This is a genomic window from Superficieibacter sp., from assembly GCF_032071645.1.
Lineage (GTDB): Bacteria > Pseudomonadota > Gammaproteobacteria > Enterobacterales > Enterobacteriaceae > Superficieibacter.
Genome location: NZ_DAMAPU010000012.1, coordinates 1 through 22254, shown reverse-complemented (window position 1 = coordinate 22254; position 22254 = coordinate 1). Strand labels below are relative to the sequence as shown.

Here is a 22254-nt window from a genome sequence, read left to right as displayed (position 1 = left end):
CGTTAGCTACCGTTGAGTTTATCAGGACAGGCATTAACAACGAAACCCATAGCATGTTCAGACATAAAAAATCCGGGAGCAGAGGGCTGATCCCGGATTGTCTCTTCTTAAACGATCGGCATTACTTTCAGTGAAAGGGCCCTGCGCCGGTTGTTATCAGAAGCTGACGTTATAGTTCATCATCAGACCTTTATCGCTGATACCGTCCTCTTTCCAGTGGTACGCCTCCAGCCCGGCGCGGGTGTTACCGGCGTTATACTTCACGCCCGCCTGCGCTTTGCTGTTGATGCCGCCCCCCTGCTGACCGTCCTCAACGTTAAAGCGCTGGCCTGCGGCTCCCTGCAGCGAGGCTTTTTTACCGGTGCTGATGTGGCTCAGGTTCGGCCCGCCTTCCAGCGTCGCCGTTGCTGCCCAGCCATCTTTACCCGCGTAGCTCAGCTGCATCCCCGCCACCGAGTCCACCGCCGTTTCCGTGCTGCTGCTCATGTTCAGGCTGAAGTCGCCTGCGCCTTTCTCCTGATAGCCGTCCTCGGTGGTGTGGCGCAGTTTCACGCCCGCATACGGCGCCACCTCAAACCCTTCCTGCACGGTGAACGTCCTGCGGCCTTCAGAGCGCAGCTCCAGGTACTGCTGGCGGGTGGCTGATTTCGCCGTTTCGCTCACGTCGCCGTAGCTGATGGCGCGGTTGCTGTCGAACTGGTGCACGTCATAACGCAGACCGTTATTCCAGGACAGACCGTTTTCACCCAGCGGCATGGCATGGTTCAGACCGAAGAACTGGCTGTAACCGCCTGCCAGACCGTTATCCCCGGCAGAAATACCGGTGCTGTCGCCGTTGATGCGCGCAATCCCGTACTCCATGGACAGCGTCTGGTTGCCGCCAAACGCCAGCGTCTGACGCAGGGCCATCATGTCGTACCTGGTGTTGTTGCCCAGTTCTGCGCGTTTGTCGCCCTGCGCCACCACGTTGAAGGCCAGACCGTTTTTCACCACCGGCGCGGTATCGGCCAGCATGTCAAAACGGTTGCTCAGCACCCGGGCGTCGCGGGAAACGCTGTTCGCCATGCTGCCGCTGATTTGCTTCATCGCTCTGGTCACATCCGCAGAGGTCGACAGGTTGAGGCTGTTGTACAGCGCGTTGCTGGTGTAACCCGCATCCAGCGCTTTCGCCACATCGCTGACGCTGTCGTCATTCACCACGTCCGTGTACCCGTATTGTCATACAGCCAGTTTTTGCTGCCGTCTGCATTTTTTCCGGTCAGTGTAATGGTGCCGTCATCATTGATAGTCCAATTCACCAGTACAGCCGTCTGAGCCGTTGCAGGATGCGTTAAGGTGTAAGTCCCGTCTGCATTTTTGTTGTAGGACCATGCCACACCCTTGATGGTCAGCGTGCTGCTGGCTTCATCCCATTCCACGCCGTTGGTGAAACTGGCTGTTCCCGGAGCATGAGGTGCCGGAGGCGTCGGGGTATCACTGCCATCATCAGGCGGCAGCGGAGTATCACCGTCATTGTCAGGCGGCAGTGGGGTATCATCACCGTTGTCAGGCGGCAGCGGGGTATCATCACCGTTGTCAGGTGGCAGCGGTGTGGCATCACCGTTGTCAGGCGGCAGCGGGGTATCACTGCGATGGTGGTTGTCGTCGCCGTCATCATCGTTAGACACTGCGATTCCGAACGCCGCAGCAACCGTCGCAATACCGCCTGCCACCCATTCCCAGTTTTCTTCCAGGAATGACGGTTCTTCTTTCAGACAGGTTGCCGGTAATTTTGCTTTTTGTTCTTTGGTTAATGATTTGATATCTTTGGGGCAACTACTTTGGTTGCCTTTATTTAGAGATCTGATTGTCTCAACTTCATCAGCCCAAACCGGGGTGGCTTGCAGAGCAAGCGCAATACATAATGATATCGCACTTCTGCGGGAAGCGGGGGTCCGTGAAATATATTTCATTAAAAGAGTCCTTTAAAATGTTATATACCCCGAATTTAAGCGGGCGGGTATACATATCCATGAAAAATGCAATAGCGAATGACAATTAAAGTTTGTATCTCGATGAATCTTACATTTTTTTTCGAATGTTTTGTAGGTTTTTACTTGCATCAAAGAGCAAGAAAAAAATGATTTATGTCATTGATAAACATGTAAATTTACACCACACTTAATCAAAAATTAATTAATTATTAAGCCATGATTAACGAACTCGCACCCTAATCCATTGTTTAAGTGTATTGTTTGCTAAAGTCGCTAAATGCCAGCAGTAAGTATGCGATAATACGGAAGCAGAGACGTATGACATCCCATTAAAATTATTAAACTGCGCGATCGCATTTATTAAATAATTAATTACCGCCTGGTTTTAATTAGTGTTATATTTATACCCTGAATAATTCGAGTTGGATGACAAAACAGCTAAGCCGTTTTGAACAACGCTTGCGCTGGCCCGCAGGGCGAGGTCTGCAAGACCGGGTAACGCGGCAAGCGAGGGAAGCCCCGGAAGTGGCCAGGGTGAGTGGGCGCAGTCAACGCCCAGGCAACAGTGCCGAGGTAGCGCACCCTTAATCAATGAATTCTCTCCTGAAGCAGTACATTTCACACCAGGGGTAAAACTGGCATCACATGCCAGCACAGTTCATACCCTGTTCTGTCTCTTTCTTATCAATAACCATCAATTAAACGTCTGTGTCTTCTTTGGTGGTGACATTGTATTGTCCTGTGAAATGCATTAACCTGCGCGGATAATGGATTTCTCCTTAAAATGGAAATATTGACAGGCCCCCAAAAATGCCAAACTTAAACAATCTGCATCAATTCGATCTTAATGTTTTACCGTTATTTTTTTCGGTCTACAAACATTCGAGCATTACCAAAGCCGCCGCCGAGATGCAGATGACACCGCCGAATATTACCCAAAGTATTAATAAGCTCCGTGCGCATTTCAATGACCCACTCTTTGTCAGATGTGGCCAGGGAATTAAGTCGACAATTTTCTGCGACCAGCTCCATGCCTCTCTCAGCGCAAGCTTTAATAATATTTACCAGTCGATTTTTAATGTAGACACTCGTGATGAAGTTGTAATCTATGCACCGGACGGTCCGATGCTGGATTTCATTAATAAATATTCTAAATTAGAAAACCCTGAAGAGTTACCAAAAGTCATTCATCACACAGCCATTTTAGAAGCCAATGAAACTATTGATCTTTTTGCCTTCAGAAAAGCGGATATTGTGCTTACTCACGAGAAAATTGTCCACCCTGGCATTATTAGTGTAAAATTATACACAATGGCTTCTTATATTGTAGTTAACAACAATCATTCCGAAAAGGATCTTTTACTTGAAAAAGATAATGAAAAAAAATTACTTGACCAATGTTGGGTAACGCTCAATTCCGGGAACATTCATTATCAGAGCATCCGCAAAAACAGTCATTTATCAAGAATACTTAAAAAAAGAAAAGTCGTGTTCGAGAGTTCATCTCAAAACATCAACCTGCTATTTATTGAAAAAACCAATTCGGTGGGATTTATATCTGCATTAATGTATGAAAATATGAGCAAAAGGCGGCGTGAAAATATCACCCTGATACCAGACCATCATTTAACAATAGATATGTATTTAAATTATAAACCTTGTGATAAAAATGTGCTTAAAATTGTGGAGATATTTTTAAGCAGTCAGAGCCTGACTGAAACTGGTGATGCCTCCAGCGAGTAGAAAATGAATTTTTCAATATTATGTTCAGACATAAAAAATCCGGGAGCAGAAAGCCGCTCCCGGATTGCTTCTTACTGGCTGGATCGTTCAGGTGCTCTCAAACGATCAGCACTTTTTATTTCTTAATACGCGTTAACGACCACCCACATTGGCCCCTGGCCGACCGCGTAGCGGCCTTTTTCTTCCAGCAGCCCCTGCTTGCCCTGAATTTCATACAGCGCGATGTGGTGAGATTTCTGCCCGGCGGCGATCAGGTATTTACCGCTGTGATCGACATTAAAGCCGCGCGGCTGGGTTTCCGTCGGCTGATAGCCTTCAACGGCCAGCACGCTACCGTCTTCGGAAATACTGAAGATGGTGATCAGGCTGGCGGTGCGGTCACAGGTGTAAAGGTGACGTCCGTCCGGGGTGATATGGATATCGGCGGCCCAGCGGGTGTCGGCAAAATCGCCGGGCATACTGTCCAGCGTCTGGATGCACTCAATTTCACCGTGCGCATTGTTTAAATCCCAGACGTCCACGGAACTGTTCAGTTCGTTAATGCTGTAGGCGTACTGATGATTCGGATGGAACGCCATATGGCGCGGGCCAGCCCCTTCAACCGTATTCACCGCTTCCGGGGTTTGCGCCACCAGATGACCGTCGTCGCTTAAGGTAAACAGACAAATGCGATCCTGCTTCAGCGCCGGAACCCACAGGGTGCGGTTATCCGGGGAGATATTTGCCGAGTGGCAGCCCTCCAGTCCTTCCACCACGTCAACGGTTGCCACGGGCAGGCCATTCTCGACGCGCGTGACGCTGACGCATCCCGCGTTGTATGAACCGCTGAAAATAAAGCGCCCGCTATGGTCGGTCGAAATATGGGTGGGGCTGCCGGGCAGCGGTGCTTCGGCGGTATAGGTCAGCGCACCGTTATCCGGCGCGATGCTGTAAGCCAGCACGCGAAATTCCGGGCGCACGCCAACGTACAGGTAGCGTTTATCCGGGCTGACCACCATCGGCTGCACCTGTCCCGGCACATCCACGACCTGAATCAGGGTAAGTGTCCCCCCCGGATTAAGATCCCAGACGTGGATCTGCTGGCTTTCCGGGCTGGCGGTATAAACGGTTTGTTTCATGAATACTCCTTTCCTTACTACAGCGTGGAAGTAAATAACCAAAATAGACTTTTTTGACCGTTAATGCTGAATTTATTTGTCCTGTCCGCGCGGCGGTGTACCATCGCAGGCAGTAAAAATACTCTCCGACGACAGGAAAATCGCATGACCACGCGCGTTATCGCCCTTGATTTAGACGGCACGCTGCTGACGCCGCAAAAAACCTTTCTTCCCTCTTCTCTTGAAGCCCTGATGCGTGCGAAAGAGGCTGGCTATAAACTGATTATCGTCACCGGACGGCATCACGTCGCTATTCATCCTTTTTATCAGGCGCTGGCGCTCGATACACCTGCAATCTGCTGCAATGGCACTTACTTGTATGATTATCAAGCAAAAAAGGTGCTCGAAGCCGATCCGATGCCGGTCGCGAAAGCAGTACAGTTAATTGAAATGCTGAATGACTATGATATTCACGGCCTGATGTATGTGGATGACGCCATGCTGTATGAGCGCCCGACCGGGCACGTGATCCGCATGAGCCAGTGGGCGCAGACTCTGCCGGAGGCCCAGCGTCCGGTATTCCACCAGGTCGCTTCCCTGACCCAGGCAGCGCACGACGTCAACTGCGTGTGGAAGTTTGCCCTGACCGATGAGAATATCGGCAAGCTACAGGATTTTGCGCTCAACGTCGGCGAAACGCTGCAATTAGAGTGCGAATGGTCCTGGCAGGATCAGGTTGATGTCGCCCGCCACGGCAACAGCAAAGGCAAACGCCTGACGCAGTGGGTGGAAGCACAGGGCTGGTCTATGCAGGACGTGGTGGCGTTTGGCGATAACCAGAACGATATCAGTATGCTGGAAGCGGCGGGCACGGGCGTGGCGATGGGCAACGCGGTGGATGACGTTAAAGCGCGGGCTAACGTGGTCATCGGCGATAATACAGAAGACAGCATCGCCCGCTTTATTTACAGCCAGCTTCTGTAATTACGCGGTGATCGACACGCTCTTGATCTGCGCGTAAAGCCACAGGCCAGGTTTGATGCCCAGCTCATCCCTGGCCCACGGGCTGATCCGCGCCCACAGCGTGCGGCTGCCCACCTCCAGTTGCACCTCGACCTGACCATTATCATCGAAGCACTGGGCGACTTTCGCCCGCAGAATATTACGGATACTGCTGTGCTGGGGCGGCTGGAGCACCAGTGATACATCCGACGCCTGAATGCGCACCCGCAGCACCGACTGCACCGGGCGCTCCAGTTTGTTGACCCACAGATGCTGATCGCCAAGCGCCAGCGCGGTCATCGCGTAATGCGGATGATGTTCCAGCACGCTGACCTTAAGAATACTGCTTTGCTGCTCCTGCGGCAGCCACGGATGCATCACGCTGCTGCCCCACACCTCTTCGAGCGGGCCGAAGGCTTTGACTTCACCGTTTTCCAGCACCAGCACGTTATCCGCCAGATGCAGGATCTCGTCCAGCGAATGGCTGACGTAAAGCATCGGGATATGGATCTCCCGCGCCAGCCGTTGCAGATAAGGCAACAGGTCGCGCTTGCGGGGGATGTCCAGCGAGGCCAGCGGCTCATCGAGCAGCAGCAGTTCCGGGGCGGTCAGCAGCGCGCGCCCAATCGCCACCCGCTGTTTTTCGCCGCCGGAAAGCGTGCCCGGCAGGCGGTCGAGCAGCGGCTCAATGCCCAACAGCGCCACCAGCTTGTCGAACTGCCCGGCCATGCTTTTCGCCATCCCGTAGCGCAGATTGCCGCGCACTTTGTAATGCGGAAACAGTCGCGCGTCCTGAAAGACGTAGCCAACCCGGCGCTTCTCCGGTGACAGGCAAATGCCTTTTTCGGCATCGTTCAGCACGCGATTATTTAATACGATGCGCCCCTGTTCAGGCCGCGTCAGGCCGCTAATCGCATTGATGAGCGAGGTTTTTCCCGCGCCCGATATGCCGAAAATTGCCGTGATACCGCTGGCGGGCAGCGTTTCGTGAATGTTAAGCCGGTGATTGCCCAGCGTCTGGGTAAAATTAAGCTCCAGCATGATTATCTCCCGGTCCGTTCACGACTAATGCGCGCCAGCCACTCGGAAATGAGCAGGGAAATAAGCGCCAGTACAATCGAAATAATACACAGCCGCGCGGCCGCGCTTTCGCCGCCGGGCATCTGGATCAGGGTGTACATTGCAGAAGGGATGGTGCGGGTTTCACCGGGAATATTGGAAACAAAGGTGATGGTTGCGCCAAATTCGCCCAGCGAGCGGGCGAAGGCCAGTACCGTACCGACGATAATGCCCGGCAGCATCAGCGGCAACGTGATGGTCAGAAAAACGCGCGTCCGCCCGGCTCCCAGCGTGCGCGCCGCCTGTTCCAGCTTGATATCAACGCCTTCCAGCCCAAGGCGGATTGCGCGGACCATCAGCGGGAAAGACATTACCGCCGCCGCCAGCACCGCACCGCGCCAGCTAAACGCGAGGGTGATGCCAAACCAGTCATACAGCCACGCGCCAATCACGCCACGCCGCCCCATTGAGATGAGCAGTAAATAACCGACCACCACCGGCGGCAGTACCAGCGGCAGATGAAGCAGGCTGTCGAGTAACGCTTTGCCCGGAAAGCGACGGCGAACCAGCAACCAGGCAAAGAAGATCCCAAAAGGCAAACTGAATAACACTGCGAGAGAAGACACTTTAAGGCTCAGCAGCACGGCCTGCCATTCGGGATCGGTCAGTATCATTAGTGAGTCGTAAATCCGTAACGTTTAAAGATAGCCGACGCCTGCGGCCCTTTCAGATAGTCGTAAAAGGCGCTGACCGTCGCGTTTTTATGCCCGTCGATAATTGCCAGCGGGTATTCTACTTTTTGATGGGAATCTTCCGGGAAAGTCCCCACGACTTTCACGCCTTTACTGGCGACCGCATCAGAGCCGTAAACGATGCCGAGCGGCGCTTCGTTACGCTCAACCAGCGCCAGCGCACCGCGAACATCTTCCGCCGGGGCCAGTTTGGGCGATAGCGTATCCCATGCGCCCAGTTTTTGCAGCGCCTCTTTGGCGTAGATGCCCGCCGGAACATGATCCGGGTCGCCTACCGCCAGACGCCCGCCGTCCAGCAGGCGCGTCCATTGGGTTTTGCCGTCAATGGTGACGTCACCGAGCTTGCTGGCTTTCGGCGCGACAACCACCAGGCTGTTGCCCAGCAATGTTTCACGGCTGGCGGTATCAATCGCTTTTTTATCCACCGCGTAATCCATCCATTTCTGGTCGGCAGAAATGAACAGATCGGCAGGCGCACCGGCTTCAATCTGCCGCGCCAGCGTTGAGGAGGACGCAAAGGAGGACACCACCTCAACGTTTTTCTCTTTTTTATATTCTGCCGCGATATCCTGCATGGCGTTGGTCAATGATGCCGCCGCAAAAACCGTGACTTTTGCGTCGTCTGCCAGCGCGTGTCCGGCAACGGTCAGCGTTAATGTTGCCCCTGCAAAAAAGCGTACCCATGTACGTGCCATCTGTAACTCCTGTGAGTGTCGTTATATATCAAATAATATAACGATATGCTCATGGATTTCCCAGCGTTTATTACACCCATTCTGTAAGTAGACTATCGGCAATGAAGAGAAAAACTTGAAGGGAAACGCCCGCAAAAGCGGGCGTCGGGGGATCAGCGGCGCTGCTCAGAGCGGTCTTTGCGACCGATACCGGAGAAGACGTTAAACACTTCGCCGAGGCCGTAGATTAATCCCAGGATGATCGCCATCACCACTGGGACCATGACTACAGCAAAAAGCAGACTTTTCAACAACTCTAACATGGTGAACTCCAGATATTGTGAATGGTTTTATTGTAACGAGAAATGGGCAAAAAGCACTCCCCTTTTGTGCGGTGGGGAAAGGGTCTGTATCTGTGGCGCGGGGGGAAGGACAACCACTTTACGAATTATCATTGCGAGGTAAAACTATATGTGAATAAATTATTAGCGTATTGAGATTAATAATAAAACGGCTGCCCGTATAATTCCCTTATTTGCCGTTAACAATAAATGTTTTCAATCAGCAATGGCCTTGCCAGATAAATGATTTAATAAAATAGTAACCCTCGATATATTCTCACGTACTTATCCTACAATGGGTTGGCGTCAGCGAGCGTTTACGTCACAATACCCTTTTTGCCAGGACATGGTTATGCAGGCTGAAATCCTCCTCACTCTCAAACTCCAGCAGCGTCTTTTCGCCGATCCACGTCGTATCGCCTTGCTTAAACACATTGAACAAACCGGTTCGATTAGCCAGGGCGCGAAAAATGCGGGCATCAGCTACAAAAGCGCGTGGGATGCGATTAACGAGATGAATCAGTTAAGCGAGCAGCCGCTGGTGGATCGCGCTACCGGCGGTAAAGGCGGCGGTGGCGCAGTGCTGACGCGTTATGGTCAGCGGCTGATTCAGCTTTACGATCTGCTGGCGCAAATCCAGCAAAAAGCCTTTGATGTGCTGAGCGACGACGATGCGCTGCCGCTGAACAGCCTGCTGGCGGCAATTTCCCGCTTTTCCCTGCAAACCAGCGCCCGCAATCAGTGGTTCGGCACGGTAATGGCGCGCGACGATGATCGGGTACAGCAGCATATTGACGTGCTGCTGGCCGACGGCACCACCCGGCTGAAAGTCGCGATTACGGCGCAAAGCGGTGAACGGCTCGGCCTTGATGAGGGTAAAGAGGTGCTGGTATTGCTGAAAGCGCCGTGGGTCAACGTCACGGCAGATCGCGCGCAGGCAGCGACGGCAGATAACCAGCTTACCGGCATTATTCACCATGTTGAGCGCGGCGCGGAGCAGTGCGAAGTGTTGATGACCCTGGCGGATGGTCAGATCCTGTGCGCCACGCTCCCCACCGCGCAGGCGGCAGGGCTGGCAGAGGGGAACGAAGTCATTGCTTATTTCAACGCTGACCGGGCAATCATCGCCACGCTGTGTTAAGCGAATTGACATTCCCTTCAGGAAATCGTATCCCTGTTTGAAATACTGCAAAAAACGGGATAAATCATGTCATTGTTGCATATTTCGCAAGGCACGTTTCAGTTGGGGGAAGCGCGCCGGTTAACGATTAATGATTTGACGCTGCGTGCGGGCGAGAGCTGGGCCTTCGTCGGCACTAACGGCAGCGGCAAATCCGCGCTGGCGCGGGCGCTGTCGGGAGAGCTTTCGCTGACAAAAGGCACCCGCCAGAGTGATTTTTCACGCACCACCCGCCTCTCCTTCGAGCAGTTACAAAAGCTGGTGAGCGATGAATGGCAGCGCAATAACACCGATTTGCTCAGTCCGGGCGAAGAGGACACCGGACGGACGACGGCGGAAATTATTCAGGCAGACGTCAACGATCCTGAACGCTGCGCCCGTCTTGCCGCACAGTTTGGTATTACTCCACTCCTTTCCCGTCGTTTTAAATATCTCTCCACCGGCGAAACCCGCAAAACATTATTGTGCCAGGCGCTGATGAGCGAGCCGGATTTGCTGATCCTTGATGAGCCCTTTGACGGACTGGATGTGGCGTCGCGCGAGCAGCTGGCCGGGTTGCTTGCCACGCTGCATCAGTCGGGATACACGCTGGTGCTGGTGCTCAACCGCTTCGATGAAATCCCGGCATTTGTACAGTACGCGGGCGTGCTGGCGGACTGTACGCTGCTCGACACCGGCGAAAAGGATGTGCTGCTTCAGCAGGCGCTGATCGGGCAACTGGCGCATAGTGAGCGTCTGGACGGTATTCAGCTTCCTGAATCCGACGAACCTTCTGTCCGCCTGACGCTGCCTGCCAACACGCCGCGCATTGTGCTCAACGATGCGGTGGTGTCGTATAACGATCGTCCTGTTCTCAATCATTTAAGCTGGACGGTACAGCCGGGTGAGCACTGGCAAATTATCGGGCCTAACGGCGCGGGAAAATCCACCCTGCTAAGCCTGATCACCGGCGATCATCCGCAGGGCTACAGTAACGATCTGACCCTGTTTGGCCGCCGTCGCGGCAGTGGCGAAACTATCTGGGATATTAAAAAGCACATTGGCTACGTCAGCAGCAGCCTGCATCTTGATTATCGCGTCAGTACCAACGTGCGCAACGTCATTTTGTCAGGCTATTTTGACTCGATTGGCATTTATCAGGCGGTATCCGATCGGCAGCATAAGCTGGCGCAGGGCTGGCTGGATATTCTGGGTATTGATGCCCGTACCGCTGATGCGCCGTTTCACAGCCTTTCCTGGGGACATCAGCGGCTGGCGCTGATTGCCCGCGCGCTGGTGAAGCATCCGACGCTGCTGATCCTCGACGAACCGCTTCAGGGTCTGGACCCGCTTAACCGTCAGCTGGTGCGCCGGTTTATTGATATTTTAATTGGCGAAGGTGAAACACAGCTGCTGTTTGTGTCTCATCATGCCGAAGACGCGCCGGAGTGCATCACCCACCGGCTGGCGTTTGTGCCGGAGGGTGAAAGCTACCGTTACGAGCTGGAAAAGCGTTAAGCGAAGCACAGATCCGCCCGCTCGCGGGTGCGATAAAGGTAGGCCCTGCCAGCGTGCCTGACCGCCCGCCACGGCTGAGTAAATTGAGCTCATCAGTGCTTCTGTCCCGCAGCGAAAAGACACAAATACACGCGTTGCGGGCAACTTATTTTAGGATTTATCACACCTCAGTCTAAGCCAATGATTTAAATGGTTTTACAGAAAAATCTCGCCGTTCTGCGCGCCAGTGTAAGCGATTCCACAAACATATCCCATGTCACACTTTTCACATCTTTGTTATGCTATCTTAATGACATATCATAAGCATGATGGAGCGAAATATGAGAGTTCTGGTTACGGGTGGTAGCGGTTACATTGGAAGTCATACCTGTGTGCAACTGCTGCAAAATGGCCACGAGGTCATCATTCTGGACAATCTGTGCAACAGCAAGCGCAGCGTAATGCCGGTTATTGAGCGCCTTGGCGGTAAGCAACCGACCTTTGTGGAAGGCGATATCCGTAACGAGCCGCTGATGACCGAGATCCTGCACGATCACGCCATTGATGCGGTGATCCATTTCGCCGGTCTGAAAGCCGTCGGTGAGTCGGTGGCGAAACCGCTGGAATATTATGATAACAACGTTAACGGCACCCTGCGTCTGATTTCTGCGATGCGCGCGGCCAACGTGAAAAATTTCATTTTTAGCTCCTCGGCGACCGTTTACGGCGATCAGCCCAAAATCCCTTATGTTGAAAGTTTCCCTACCGGCACGCCACAAAGCCCGTATGGCAAAAGCAAACTGATGGTCGAACAAATCCTTACCGATCTGCAAAAAGCCCAGCCGGAGTGGAGCATTGCCCTGCTGCGCTACTTTAACCCGGTTGGCGCGCATCCGTCGGGAGATATGGGTGAAGATCCGCAGGGTATCCCGAATAACCTGATGCCGTATATCGCCCAGGTTGCCGTGGGCCGCCGCGAGTCGCTGGCCATTTTTGGCAACGATTACCCGACGCAAGACGGTACCGGCGTGCGTGATTATATTCACGTTATGGATCTGGCAGACGGTCACGTTGCCGCCATGCAAAAACTGGCGGACAAGCCGGGCGTGCATATTTATAACCTCGGTGCGGGCGTCGGCAGCAGCGTACTGGATGTGGTTAACGCTTTCAGCAAAGCCTGCGGCAAACCGCTTAACTACCATTTCGCCCCGCGTCGCGATGGCGATCTCCCCGCTTACTGGGCAGATGCCAGCAAAGCCGATAAAGAACTGGACTGGCGCGTTACCCGCAATCTCGATGAAATGGCACAGGACACCTGGCACTGGCAGTCACGCCATCCCCAGGGTTATTTAGACTAAGGAACAGTGATGACACAATTTAATCCGGTCGATCATCCGCACCGCCGCTATAACCCGTTAACCGGGCAGTGGGTTCTCGTTTCGCCGCACCGCGCAAAACGTCCCTGGCAGGGGGCGCAGGAAACGCCTTCGCAGCAAAAGCTGCCCGCGCACGATCCTGACTGTTTCCTGTGTGCTGGCAATACCCGCGTCACTGGCGATAAAAACCCGGACTACAAAGGCACTTACGTTTTCACCAACGATTTCGCCGCGCTGATGACCGACACCCCGGACGCCCCGGACAGCGACGATCCTTTAATGCGCTGCCAGAGCGCGCGCGGTACCAGCCGGGTGATCTGCTTTTCTCCCGATCACAGCAAAACGCTGCCGGAACTCAGCGTGCCTGCGCTGACCGAAATCGTCGAGACCTGGCAACAGCAAACGGCAGAATTAGGCGCTGACTATCCGTGGGTGCAGGTTTTTGAGAACAAAGGCGCAGCGATGGGCTGCTCCAATCCCCATCCGCACGGGCAGGTCTGGGCGAACAGCTTCCTGCCTAACGAAATTGAGCGCGAAGACCGGCTGCAAAAAGCCTACTACGGTGAACAGGGTTCTCCGATGCTGGTCGATTACGTTCAGCGCGAGATGGCGGACGGCAGCCGGACGGTCGTTGAGAGCGAACACTGGCTGGCGGTGGTGCCCTACTGGGCCGCGTGGCCGTTTGAAACGCTGCTGCTGCCGAAAGCCCACGTATTGCGGATCACCGATTTAACCGACGAACAAAATCGCGATCTGGCGCTGGCGCTGAAAAAACTCACCAGCCGTTACGATAACCTGTTTCAGTGCTCTTTCCCCTACTCTATGGGCTGGCACGGCGCGCCGTTTAACGGCGAAGAAAACCCGCACTGGCAGCTGCACGCGCACTTTTATCCGCCGCTGCTGCGCTCCGCTACCGTGCGTAAATTTATGGTGGGCTACGAGATGCTGGCAGAAACCCAGCGCGATCTCACCGCAGAACAAGCCGCAGAGCGCCTGCGTGCGGTCAGCGACGTCCATTTTCGCGAATCCGGAGAATAACAATGAGTCTGAAAGAGAAAACCCAGTCCCTGTTTGCTGAAAAATTCGGCTACCCTGCCACTCATGTCATTCAGGCACCGGGCCGCGTAAATTTGATCGGTGAACACACCGACTACAACGACGGTTTTGTGTTGCCCTGCGCGATTGATTACCAGACGGTTATCAGCTGTGCAGCACGCGAAGACCGCACCGTGCGCGTTATCGCCGCCGACTACGATAATCAAATCGATGAGTTTTCGCTGGATGAGGCGATTGTGGCGCATGACACTCAGCAGTGGTCAAACTATGTGCGCGGGGTGGTTAAACACCTCCAGCAGCGTAATGCCAGTTTTGGCGGCGCGGATCTGGTGATCAGCGGCAATGTGCCGCAGGGCGCAGGCTTAAGCTCGTCGGCATCGCTGGAAGTGGCGGTCGGCACCGTGTTTCAGCAGCTTTACCATCTGCCGCTGGACGGCGCGCAGATCGCCCTTAACGGCCAGGAAGCCGAAAACCAGTTCGTGGGCTGCAACTGCGGGATTATGGACCAGTTGATCTCCGCGCTGGGCAAGAAAGATCATGCCCTGCTGATTGACTGTCGCACCCTCGGCACCAAAGCCGTTTCCATGCCGGTAGGCGTGGCGGTAGTGATTATCAACAGTAACTTTAAACGCACCCTGGTGGGCAGCGAATACAACACCCGCCGCGAGCAGTGTGAGACCGGCGCGCGTTTCTTCCAGCAGCCTGCCCTGCGCGATGTTAAGCTGGACGAGTTTAATACCGTGGCGAACGAGCTTGATCCGGTGGTTGCCAAACGCGTCCGTCACGTGCTGACGGAAAATATCCGCACGGTGGAAGCCGCAGAAGCGCTGGAGAAAGGCGATCTGCAACGCATGGGCCAGTTGATGGCCGAATCGCACGCGTCGATGCGCGACGACTTTGAAATCACCGTGCCGCAAATCGACACTCTGGTCGAGATTGTGAAAGCAGAAATCGGTGATAAAGGCGGTGTGCGGATGACCGGCGGCGGCTTCGGCGGGTGTATCGTCGCGCTGATGCCGGAAGCGCTGGTCGATCGCGTGCAAAAAGCGGTCGCGGAGCAGTATGAAGCGAAGACCGGTATTAAAGAAACCTTCTACGTCTGTAAACCGTCACAAGGAGCAGGTCAGTGTTAAGAAATACACCCGCCAGCGCCCCGGATGGGCTGCCATTTCGTTTGATCACCCTGCGCAACGGCGCGGGGCTGGTTGTCACCCTGATGGACTGGGGTGCCACGTTGCTCTCCGTGCGCGTACCGCTTTCCGATGGCACCGTGCGCGAAGCCATCCTCGGCTGTGCCGGGCCGGAACAGTACCCGCAGCATGAAGCCTATTTCGGCGCGTCGGTGGGCCGCTATGCGAACCGCATCGCCGACAGCCGTTTCGAACTGGATGGCAAAGAAATTAACGTTGTGCCGAGCCAGGGCGTTAACCAGCTCCACGGCGGGCCGGAAGGTTTCGACAAACGCCGCTGGACCTATCAAAGTCAGAGCGATCGCGAAGTGGTTTTCTCACTGGACTCTGCCGATGGCGATCAGGGTTTCCCCGGCAATCTGAAGGCCACCGCGCGCTACACGCTGACCGACGATAACCGCATCACCATTGAATACCGTGCCACCGTCGATGCCCCCTGCCCGGTGAATATGACTAACCACGTCTATTTCAACCTTAACGGGGAGCGGTCTGACGTGCGCAACCACAAACTGCACATTCTGGCCGATGAGTATTTGCCGGTAGATGAAGGCGGTATTCCGCGTAGCGGTCTGAAAGCGGTAGCCGGAACCAGCTTTGATTTCCGCACCGCGAAGCGCATCGCCGATGATTTCTTAAGCGACGACGATCAGAAAAAGGTGCAGGGGTACGATCACGCGTTCCTGCTCCAGACGCAAGGCGACGTCAGGCGTGAAGCGGCGCACCTGTGGTCTGACGATGAGCGGTTGCAGATGGCAGTTTATACCACTGCCCCGGCACTCCAGTTCTATTCCGGCAACTTCCTGAAAGGCACCCCGTCCCGCGAGCCGGGAAGCTACGAGGCGTGGCAGGGTCTGGCGCTGGAAAGCGAGTTTCTGCCGGACAGCCCGAACCACCCGGAATGGCCGCAGCCTGACTGCGTTCTGCGTCCAGGCGATGAATATATCAGCGTAACGGCATATCAGTTTATTCCGGCCTGATAACCAGCCCTCTGAAAAGAGGGCTTTTTTTATCCATTTTGCTGAAATTAGCGCCATTTAAAGACAAAATAATAACTGCAAATTCACAAGCATCTTACACTCGCCCACTATTTTCGCTATGGTTAGGGTTAAGCATTGCCGCCGGCTTAGTCACGGCAATATAATGAGAATTATTATCATTCAATGAGCTTGAGGAGTAAGTGTATGGCTGTAACTAAACTGGTTCTGGTTCGTCACGGTGAAAGCCAGTGGAACAACGAAAACCGCTTTACCGGCTGGTACGACGTTGATCTGTCGGAGAAGGGCGTCACTGAAGCCAAAGCAGCGGGTAAGCTGCTGAAAGATGAAGGCTATAGCTTTGACTTTGCTTACACCTCCGTGCTGAAGCGCGCGATCCACACCCTGTGGAATATCCTCGATGGACTGGATCAGGCGTGGCTGCCGGTAGAGAAATCCTGGAAGCTGAACGAGCGTCACTACGGCGCGTTGCAGGGTCTGAACAAAGCTGAAACTGCTGAAAAATACGGTGACGAGCAGGTGAAACAGTGGCGTCGCGGTTTTGCGGTGACGCCGCCCGCGTTAACCAAAGAAGACGAGCGTTTTCCGGGCCACGATCCGCGTTACGCGAAGCTGACCGAGCAGGAACTGCCGCTGACCGAAAGCCTGGCGCTGACCATTGATCGCGTGATCCCTTACTGGAACGACACCATTCTGCCGCGCCTGAAAAGCGGTGAGCGTGTGATCATCGCCGCTCACGGTAACTCCCTGCGCGCACTGGTAAAATATCTGGATAACATGGGTGAAGATGAGATCCTCGAACTGAACATCCCGACCGGCGTACCGCTGGTATATGAGTTCGACGAAAACTTCAAACCAATTAAGCACTACTATCTGGGTAACGCAGACGAAATCGCCGCGAAAGCCGCAGCGGTCGCTAACCAGGGTAAAGCGAAGTAATTGACGTTCTGAGAAACGAAATAAACCGGATGCCTGACGGCATCCGGTTTTTTATTAGCCGCGACGCGCGTTAACTGCATTCGCCAGCTGACGCAGCAGAGCGTCGGTATCATCCCAGCCAATGCAGGCATCGGTAATGCTTTTGCCGTAAGCCAGCGGTTCGCCGCTCTCCAGGCTCTGATTGCCTTCCACCAGGTGGCTTTCAATCATCACGCCGATAATCGCTTTTTCGCCGTTCGCCACCTGCTGGCAAACGTCCGCGCCGACGTCCATCTGCTTTTTAAACTGCTTGCTGGAGTTAGCATGGCTGAAGTCAATCATCACCTGATGAGGCAGACCCGCTTTGGTCAACCCCTCTTTTACTTCCGCCACATGCTGTGCGCTGTAGTTCGGCGCTTTGCCACCGCGCAGGATGATGTGGCAGTCGCCGTTACCGCTGGTGTTCACAATCGCCGAGTGACCCCATTTGGTCACGGAAAGGAAACAGTGCGGCGCACCGGCGGCATTGATGGCGTCGATAGCCACTTTGATGGTGCCGTCGGTGCCGTTTTTGAAACCGACCGGGCAGGAAAGACCGGAGGCCAGTTCGCGATGAACCTGAGATTCCGTGGTGCGTGCGCCAATCGCTCCCCAGCTCATGAGGTCAGCCAGATATTGTGGAGTGATCATATCGAGGAATTCACCCGCTGCTGGCAGTCCGCTGTCGTTAATGTCCAGCAGCAGCTTACGCGCAATACGCAGGCCGTCGTTGATCTGGAAGCTGTTGTCCATATGCGGATCGTTAATCAGCCCCTTCCAGCCGACGGTGGTGCGCGGTTTTTCAAAATAGACGCGCATAACAATTTCCAGTTCGCCCTTCAGCTCGTCGCGCAGGGCCAGCAGGCGGGATGCATATTCTTTCGCCGCTGACGGATCGTGAATAGAGCATGGGCCAATGACCACCAGCAGGCGATCGTCATTCCCTTTGAGGATTTTGTGAATCGCTTTACGGGCGTGGGCGACGGTGTTCGCTGCGTTTTCGGTGGCCGGGAATTTTTCAAGAAGCGCTACCGGGGGTAATAATTCGTTAATTTCTTTAATACGTAAATCGTCATTCTGATAATTCATTTTCTTTCCAGTCGTGCCATACTTATAAGTGTGAATGCAATCCTTTCAATCTATCTCTTCAGCCCAGAACTGTAAACGGGCTTTTACACTTCGGGCAGAATATTCCTGGAATTAATTAAAAAAACGCCAGAAAGTAGCGCTAAACGAGATCTAATCTACACTTTTTAAATGTAACTACTGTGTTTGATTTTATTTACCAGATTCTATGCTGGCGTTATTTTACGCTACAGAATCTTTCACTACTGAGCAATACGTCCATTGTTTTGTCAGGGGTCTCTCTGACAGACGACGAGAACAGGAGCAGCATGATGAAAATGAATAAACTGGCGACAATTTTTCTGGCAGCAACCCTTTCTATGACCAGCGGCGCGGTTCTGGCTGCAAGTTCAAGTTCTCAATCGAACAATGGTCAGTCCAACTCTTCGGCGGATGCGGGTCAGGTTGATCCGGGCGCGAAAGAGAATGTGGCACCGAATAATGTTGATAACAGCAACATTAATACCGGTAATACCAATACCAACAGCACGTCGACCACTAACAGCACGTCTGGCGGCACCCTGTTGCATCCGAACAGCTCCTCATCCACCAGCACTGACGCTGATGGCATGAGCAAAGAAGACATTCACAAAAATACCATGTGTAAAGATGGTCGTTGCCCGGACATTAACAAAAAAGTTGAGACCGGCAATGGCGTAAATAATGACGTTGATACCAAAACTGATGGTACTACGCATTAATCATCTTCCCGGAATGTCGTAAAGAGGAGAGCTTCGGCTCTCCTTTTTTTATGCGCCCGCGTGCAATATCTGTAATGATGTAATGCGTTAATGATGATAAATATTGCAGGATAATGTCATGGCGCACTCCCATTCCCATTCTCACTTACCCGAAGACAGCAACGCTCGCCGTTTGCTGCTGGCGTTTAGCGTTACGGCAGGATTTATGGTCATCGAAGTGGTGGGCGGGCTGATAGCCAGTTCCCTCGCGCTTCTTGCCGATGCGGGCCATATGCTGACGGATGCAGCAGCGTTGCTGTTTGCGTTTCTGGCCGTGCAGTTTGCGCGTCGCCCCCCCAATGCGCGACATACCTTTGGCTGGCTGCGGCTGACGACGCTCGCGGCCTTCGTCAACGCTATTGCACTGGTGGTGATCACCCTGTTGATTGTCTGGGAGGCGATTCAGCGTTTTTATCACCCGCAGCCGGTGGCGGGAATGACCATGCTGATCATCGCGATAGCCGGACTGCTGGCAAACGTGCTGGCCTTCTGGATCCTGCATCGCGGCGGCGAGGAAAAAAATCTTAACGTCCGCGCGGCGATGCTGCATGTGCTCGGCGATTTGCTGGGTTCCATTGGCGCGATAGGCGCGGCGGTGATTATTATGACTACGGGGTGGATGCCGATTGACCCGATTCTGTCCGTGCTGGTGTCGTGTCTGGTGCTGCGCAGCGCCTGGCAGTTGCTGAAAGAGAGCGTCAATGAATTACTGGAAGGCGCGCCGCGAGCGCTGGATATTGCGGCGCTGAAGCGCAGACTGCACCGAGAAATACCGGAAGTGCGCAATGTTCATCACGTGCATGTATGGCTCGTGGGTGAAAAACCGCTTATGACGCTCCACGTTCAGGTCGTTCCGCCGCACGATCACGACGGGTTACTGGCTCGCATTCACCATTTTTTGCAGCATCACTATCAGATTGAACACGCTACCGTGCAGATGGAGTATCAGCCCTGTAGCGGACCGGAATGCGACCTTAACGAGGCGCAGTCCGGTCATGCTCATCATCATCACCATTAATGAGAAAGCGCGTGTGAGCCTCTCTCACGCGCGCTGTTAATCCACATCCGGGTGCCGTTCAGCGCGATGAAGGTGAGGATCAGGTATTCCAGCGACATCGCATAGACGCCCTGGAGGGCAAAAATCGCTACGCTGATTACGTTGATAATCACCCACAAAATCCAGTTTTCGACGTATTTACGCGTCATCAGGATCATCGCCACAATCGACAGCACCATCATGCAGGAATCCCAGAACGGGAAGGCGTCCGGTTGCAGGTCGGGCATAGTGACGTTCAGCCCCAGTGCAGACATGATGTCGAAGGCAATGCGGGTCAGGAATGCGAATACCGGGTCAATAAACACCGTCATCAGCCCGATAGCCACTACGCAAATCACCAGCCACAGGATAGCTTTCGGCAGCGAGAGCCAGCGGATTTGCAGCGCCGCCTCGTTATGGCTGGTTTGTCGCGACCAGGCATACCAGCCGTAAATATTGGCGGCAAAGAAGAAGACCTGGAGCAGGAGGCTGGCGTAGAGCTGGATCTGAAAAAAGATCACCGCAAACAGGGTGACGTTAATCAGGCCGAAGAAGTAGTTAATAATTTTTTCCAGGCTGGCAAGCCAGATGCAGAGCAGGCCCGCCAGCGTGCCAATCGCTTCGATCCATGAGAGATCGTAACCGCCGGTGCCGAACGGGATATGAACGAGAATATTCTGCGTGCTAAAAAAATCCATCTTTTCCCCAGAGCGTAGAAACGCGTTAATTTTGTTATGGACGTAGTGTAGCCGCAAAATCCAACATGCGGTTAAGTGGAAGCAGCGCGCCTTCACGCAGGGCGGCATCAACATGAATCTGATGATGGGCATCTGCTGTTTCGAGGCTGTCAGCAATCGCTTTCAGACCGTTCATTGCCATCCACGGACAATGCGCGCAGCTACGGCAGGTTGCCCCCTCGCCCGCCGTCGGGGCTTCCAGCAGCGTTTTCTCCGGCACCGCCTGCTGCATTTTATAAAAGATCCCCCGGTCGGTTGCCACAATCAACTCCTGCTGTGGCAGCGTTCTGGCGGCGTTAATTAACTGGCTGGTCGAGCCAACCGCGTCGGCCATCGCCACGACCGACTGCGGCGACTCCGGGTGAACGAGGATTGCCGCCTCCGGGTAGAGGGATTTCATCCGTGACAGCGCCTGTGTTTTAAATTCGTCATGCACGATGCACGCACCTTGCCAGCATAAGATGTCCGCGCCGGTCTGTTTCTGCACATAGCTGCCCAGATGTCGATCCGGTGCCCAGATGATTTTCTCGCCCAGGCTATCAAGATGTTCAATCAGCTCAACCGCAATACTGGAGGTGACCACCCAGTCAGCTCGCGCCTTCACGGCGGCTGAAGTATTGGCGTAAACCACCACCGTGCGATCCGGGTGCGCATCACAAAAAGCATTGAACTCATCAATGGGACAGCCGAGATCCAGCGAACACTCCGCATCAAGCGTCGGCATTAAAATGGTCTTTTCCGGGCTGAGGATTTTGGCCGTTTCACCCATAAAGCGCACACCTGCCACCAGCAGCGTTGAGGCAGGATGCTTCGCGCCGAAGCGCGCCATTTCCAGCGAATCAGAAATGCAACCGCCGGTCTCTTCTGCCAGCTGTTGAATTTCCGGGTCGGTGTAGTAATGCGCGACCATCACCGCATCCCGCTCGCGCAGCAGACGTTTGATTTTTTCGCGATAGAACACTTTTTCATCCTGGTTCAGCGGCGCAGGCTTCGGCGGAAATGGGTAGATAGCAGTTTGGGGATCAAACATTATGCTCATGGGCTTCTCGTTTTACCGACTTAACGCAATGCTCTGTAATTACCGCTATGACGGCGATAAAGAGCACTGATGTTTTATATACTAAACAAGATAGCGGATTGCAGAGGAATTGTCACCGGAATTAGGCCAATTTGGCAGGCGGTGGAGTGCAGATAGCAAAAAAGCGCCTTTAGGGCGCTTTTTTGCATTGGTGGGTCGTGCAGGATGACTCGCTTCGCTCGCCCTTCGGGCCGTCGCCGCAGGCGGCTCCGTTACCTCACTGCGTTCGGCCCGAACCTGCTGCAGGTTCGAATCATTCGTATCGTGGATAGCAAAAAAGCGCCTTTAGGGCGCTTTTTTGCATTGGTGGGTCGTGCAGGATGACTCGCTTCGCTCGCCCTTCGGGCCGTCGCCGCAGGCGGCTCCGTTACCTCACTGCGTTCGGCCCGAACCTGCTGCAGGTTCGAATCATTCGTATCGTGGATAGCAAAAAAGCGCCTTTAGGGCGCTTTTTTGCATTGGTGGGTCGTGCAGGATGACTCGCTTCGCTCGCCCTTCGGGCCGTCGCCGCAGGCGGCTCCGTTACCTCACTGCGTTCGGCCCGAACCTGCTGCAGGTTCGAATCATTCGTATCGTGGATAGCAAAAAAGCGCCTTTAGGGCGCTTTTTTGCATTGGTGGGTCGTGCAGGATTCGAACCTGCGACCAATTGATTAAAAGTCAACTGC

At 54.0% G+C, this 22254-nt stretch carries 21 protein-coding genes and 3 other RNA genes; 11 read left to right on the top strand and 13 right to left on the bottom strand.

Annotated features, from left to right (window positions below; translation table 11 throughout):
* Positions 1 to 156: 156 nt before the first annotated feature.
* Together RT197_RS17435 and RT197_RS17430 are read right to left on the bottom strand one after the other, a co-directional pair.
* A complete protein-coding gene (locus tag RT197_RS17435; protein WP_312952407.1) occupies positions 157 to 1200 on the bottom strand; it encodes an autotransporter outer membrane beta-barrel domain-containing protein in 1044 nt (347 codons plus the stop codon).
* Positions 1194 to 1952, bottom strand: coding sequence for a hypothetical protein (locus RT197_RS17430; protein WP_312952406.1), 759 nt, complete (start codon positions 1950 to 1952; stop codon positions 1194 to 1196). The genes RT197_RS17435 and RT197_RS17430 overlap by 7 nt, the downstream gene beginning before the upstream one ends.
* 831 nt (positions 1953 to 2783) lie before the next feature.
* On the opposite strand from RT197_RS17430, the gene RT197_RS17425 reads away from it, so the two are divergent.
* Complete coding sequence (locus tag RT197_RS17425; RefSeq protein ID WP_312952405.1) at positions 2784 to 3716, top strand: LysR family transcriptional regulator; 933 nt, start codon at positions 2784 to 2786, stop codon at positions 3714 to 3716.
* A 122-nt stretch (positions 3717 to 3838) separates the two neighbouring features.
* On the opposite strand, the gene pgl is transcribed toward RT197_RS17425, so the two are convergent.
* Entirely contained in the window at positions 3839 to 4834 is a 996-nt protein-coding gene (pgl, locus tag RT197_RS17420) for a 6-phosphogluconolactonase (protein ID WP_312952404.1), read from the bottom strand.
* Positions 4835 to 4978: 144 nt separating this feature from the next.
* Here pgl and RT197_RS17415 point away from each other — a divergent pair, with 144 nt between their 5' ends.
* Positions 4979 to 5797, top strand: coding sequence for a pyridoxal phosphatase (locus RT197_RS17415; protein ID WP_312952403.1), 819 nt, complete (start codon positions 4979 to 4981; stop codon positions 5795 to 5797).
* Here RT197_RS17415 and modC read toward each other — a convergent pair whose 3' ends face one another.
* The 4 genes from modC to RT197_RS17395 all read right to left on the bottom strand — a co-directional run bounded on the left by modC (position 5798) and on the right by RT197_RS17395 (position 8623).
* Positions 5798 to 6856, bottom strand: coding sequence for a molybdenum ABC transporter ATP-binding protein ModC (gene modC, locus RT197_RS17410; protein ID WP_312952402.1), 1059 nt, complete (start codon positions 6854 to 6856; stop codon positions 5798 to 5800).
* A 2-nt stretch (positions 6857 to 6858) separates the two neighbouring features.
* Positions 6859 to 7548 carry a molybdate ABC transporter permease subunit gene (modB, locus tag RT197_RS17405; protein ID WP_312952401.1) on the bottom strand — a complete coding sequence of 230 codons (690 nt, stop codon included), beginning with the start codon at positions 7546 to 7548 and terminating at the stop codon, positions 6859 to 6861.
* Complete coding sequence (gene modA, locus RT197_RS17400) at positions 7548 to 8321, bottom strand: molybdate ABC transporter substrate-binding protein (protein ID WP_312952400.1); 774 nt, start codon at positions 8319 to 8321, stop codon at positions 7548 to 7550. The genes modB and modA overlap by 1 nt, the downstream gene beginning before the upstream one ends.
* Before the next feature lie 152 nt (positions 8322 to 8473).
* The gene (locus RT197_RS17395) at positions 8474 to 8623 is read right to left on the bottom strand and encodes an AcrZ family multidrug efflux pump-associated protein (protein ID WP_312952399.1); all 150 of its coding nucleotides are present in this window, start codon (positions 8621 to 8623) and stop codon (positions 8474 to 8476) included.
* Between the two features lie 370 nt (positions 8624 to 8993).
* On the opposite strand from RT197_RS17395, the gene modE reads away from it, so the two are divergent.
* From modE to gpmA, 7 genes are all read left to right on the top strand, one after another.
* Complete coding sequence (gene modE, locus RT197_RS17390) at positions 8994 to 9782, top strand: molybdenum-dependent transcriptional regulator (protein WP_312952398.1); 789 nt, start codon at positions 8994 to 8996, stop codon at positions 9780 to 9782.
* Between the two features lie 66 nt (positions 9783 to 9848).
* Positions 9849 to 11318, top strand: a complete 1470-nt coding sequence (gene modF, locus RT197_RS17385) for a molybdate ABC transporter ATP-binding protein ModF (protein ID WP_312952397.1) — start codon at positions 9849 to 9851, stop codon at positions 11316 to 11318.
* Positions 11319 to 11638: 320 nt separating this feature from the next.
* Positions 11639 to 12655, top strand: coding sequence for a UDP-glucose 4-epimerase GalE (gene galE, locus RT197_RS17380; RefSeq protein WP_312952396.1), 1017 nt, complete (start codon positions 11639 to 11641; stop codon positions 12653 to 12655).
* A 9-nt stretch (positions 12656 to 12664) separates the two neighbouring features.
* A complete protein-coding gene (gene galT / locus RT197_RS17375) occupies positions 12665 to 13711 on the top strand; it encodes a galactose-1-phosphate uridylyltransferase (protein ID WP_312952395.1) in 1047 nt (348 codons plus the stop codon).
* A gap of 2 nt (positions 13712 to 13713) precedes the next feature.
* Positions 13714 to 14862, top strand: a complete 1149-nt coding sequence (galK, locus tag RT197_RS17370; RefSeq protein WP_312952394.1) for a galactokinase — start codon at positions 13714 to 13716, stop codon at positions 14860 to 14862.
* Positions 14856 to 15896: a galactose-1-epimerase gene (galM, locus tag RT197_RS17365; protein ID WP_312952393.1), complete on the top strand. Its 1041-nt coding sequence runs from the start codon at positions 14856 to 14858 to the stop codon at positions 15894 to 15896. The genes galK and galM overlap by 7 nt, the downstream gene beginning before the upstream one ends.
* A gap of 204 nt (positions 15897 to 16100) precedes the next feature.
* Complete coding sequence (gene gpmA, locus RT197_RS17360; RefSeq protein ID WP_312952392.1) at positions 16101 to 16853, top strand: 2,3-diphosphoglycerate-dependent phosphoglycerate mutase; 753 nt, start codon at positions 16101 to 16103, stop codon at positions 16851 to 16853.
* A 54-nt stretch (positions 16854 to 16907) separates the two neighbouring features.
* Here gpmA and aroG read toward each other — a convergent pair whose 3' ends face one another.
* Complete coding sequence (gene aroG / locus RT197_RS17355) at positions 16908 to 17960, bottom strand: 3-deoxy-7-phosphoheptulonate synthase AroG (protein WP_312952391.1); 1053 nt, start codon at positions 17958 to 17960, stop codon at positions 16908 to 16910.
* A gap of 308 nt (positions 17961 to 18268) precedes the next feature.
* Here aroG and RT197_RS17350 point away from each other — a divergent pair, with 308 nt between their 5' ends.
* Positions 18269 to 18697, top strand: a complete 429-nt coding sequence (locus tag RT197_RS17350; RefSeq protein WP_312952471.1) for a YbgS-like family protein — start codon at positions 18269 to 18271, stop codon at positions 18695 to 18697.
* Between the two features lie 118 nt (positions 18698 to 18815).
* A complete protein-coding gene (zitB, locus tag RT197_RS17345; protein WP_312952390.1) occupies positions 18816 to 19754 on the top strand; it encodes a CDF family zinc transporter ZitB in 939 nt (312 codons plus the stop codon).
* Here the strand turns inward: zitB and pnuC are convergent.
* The 5 genes from pnuC to RT197_RS17320 all read right to left on the bottom strand — a co-directional run bounded on the left by pnuC (position 19751) and on the right by RT197_RS17320 (position 22172).
* The gene (gene pnuC / locus RT197_RS17340) at positions 19751 to 20470 is read right to left on the bottom strand and encodes a nicotinamide riboside transporter PnuC (protein WP_312952389.1); all 720 of its coding nucleotides are present in this window, start codon (positions 20468 to 20470) and stop codon (positions 19751 to 19753) included. The two genes, zitB and pnuC, sit on opposite strands and share 4 nt — an antisense overlap.
* Before the next feature lie 34 nt (positions 20471 to 20504).
* Entirely contained in the window at positions 20505 to 21548 is a 1044-nt protein-coding gene (gene nadA / locus RT197_RS17335) for a quinolinate synthase NadA (protein ID WP_312952388.1), read from the bottom strand.
* 188 nt (positions 21549 to 21736) lie between these two features.
* Positions 21737 to 21862, bottom strand: a non-coding RNA gene (locus RT197_RS17330) — RtT sRNA.
* 29 nt (positions 21863 to 21891) lie between these two features.
* A non-coding RNA gene (locus tag RT197_RS17325) (RtT sRNA) lies at positions 21892 to 22017 on the bottom strand.
* Positions 22018 to 22046: 29 nt separating this feature from the next.
* A non-coding RNA gene (locus tag RT197_RS17320) (RtT sRNA) lies at positions 22047 to 22172 on the bottom strand.
* Positions 22173 to 22254 lie beyond the last annotated feature (82 nt).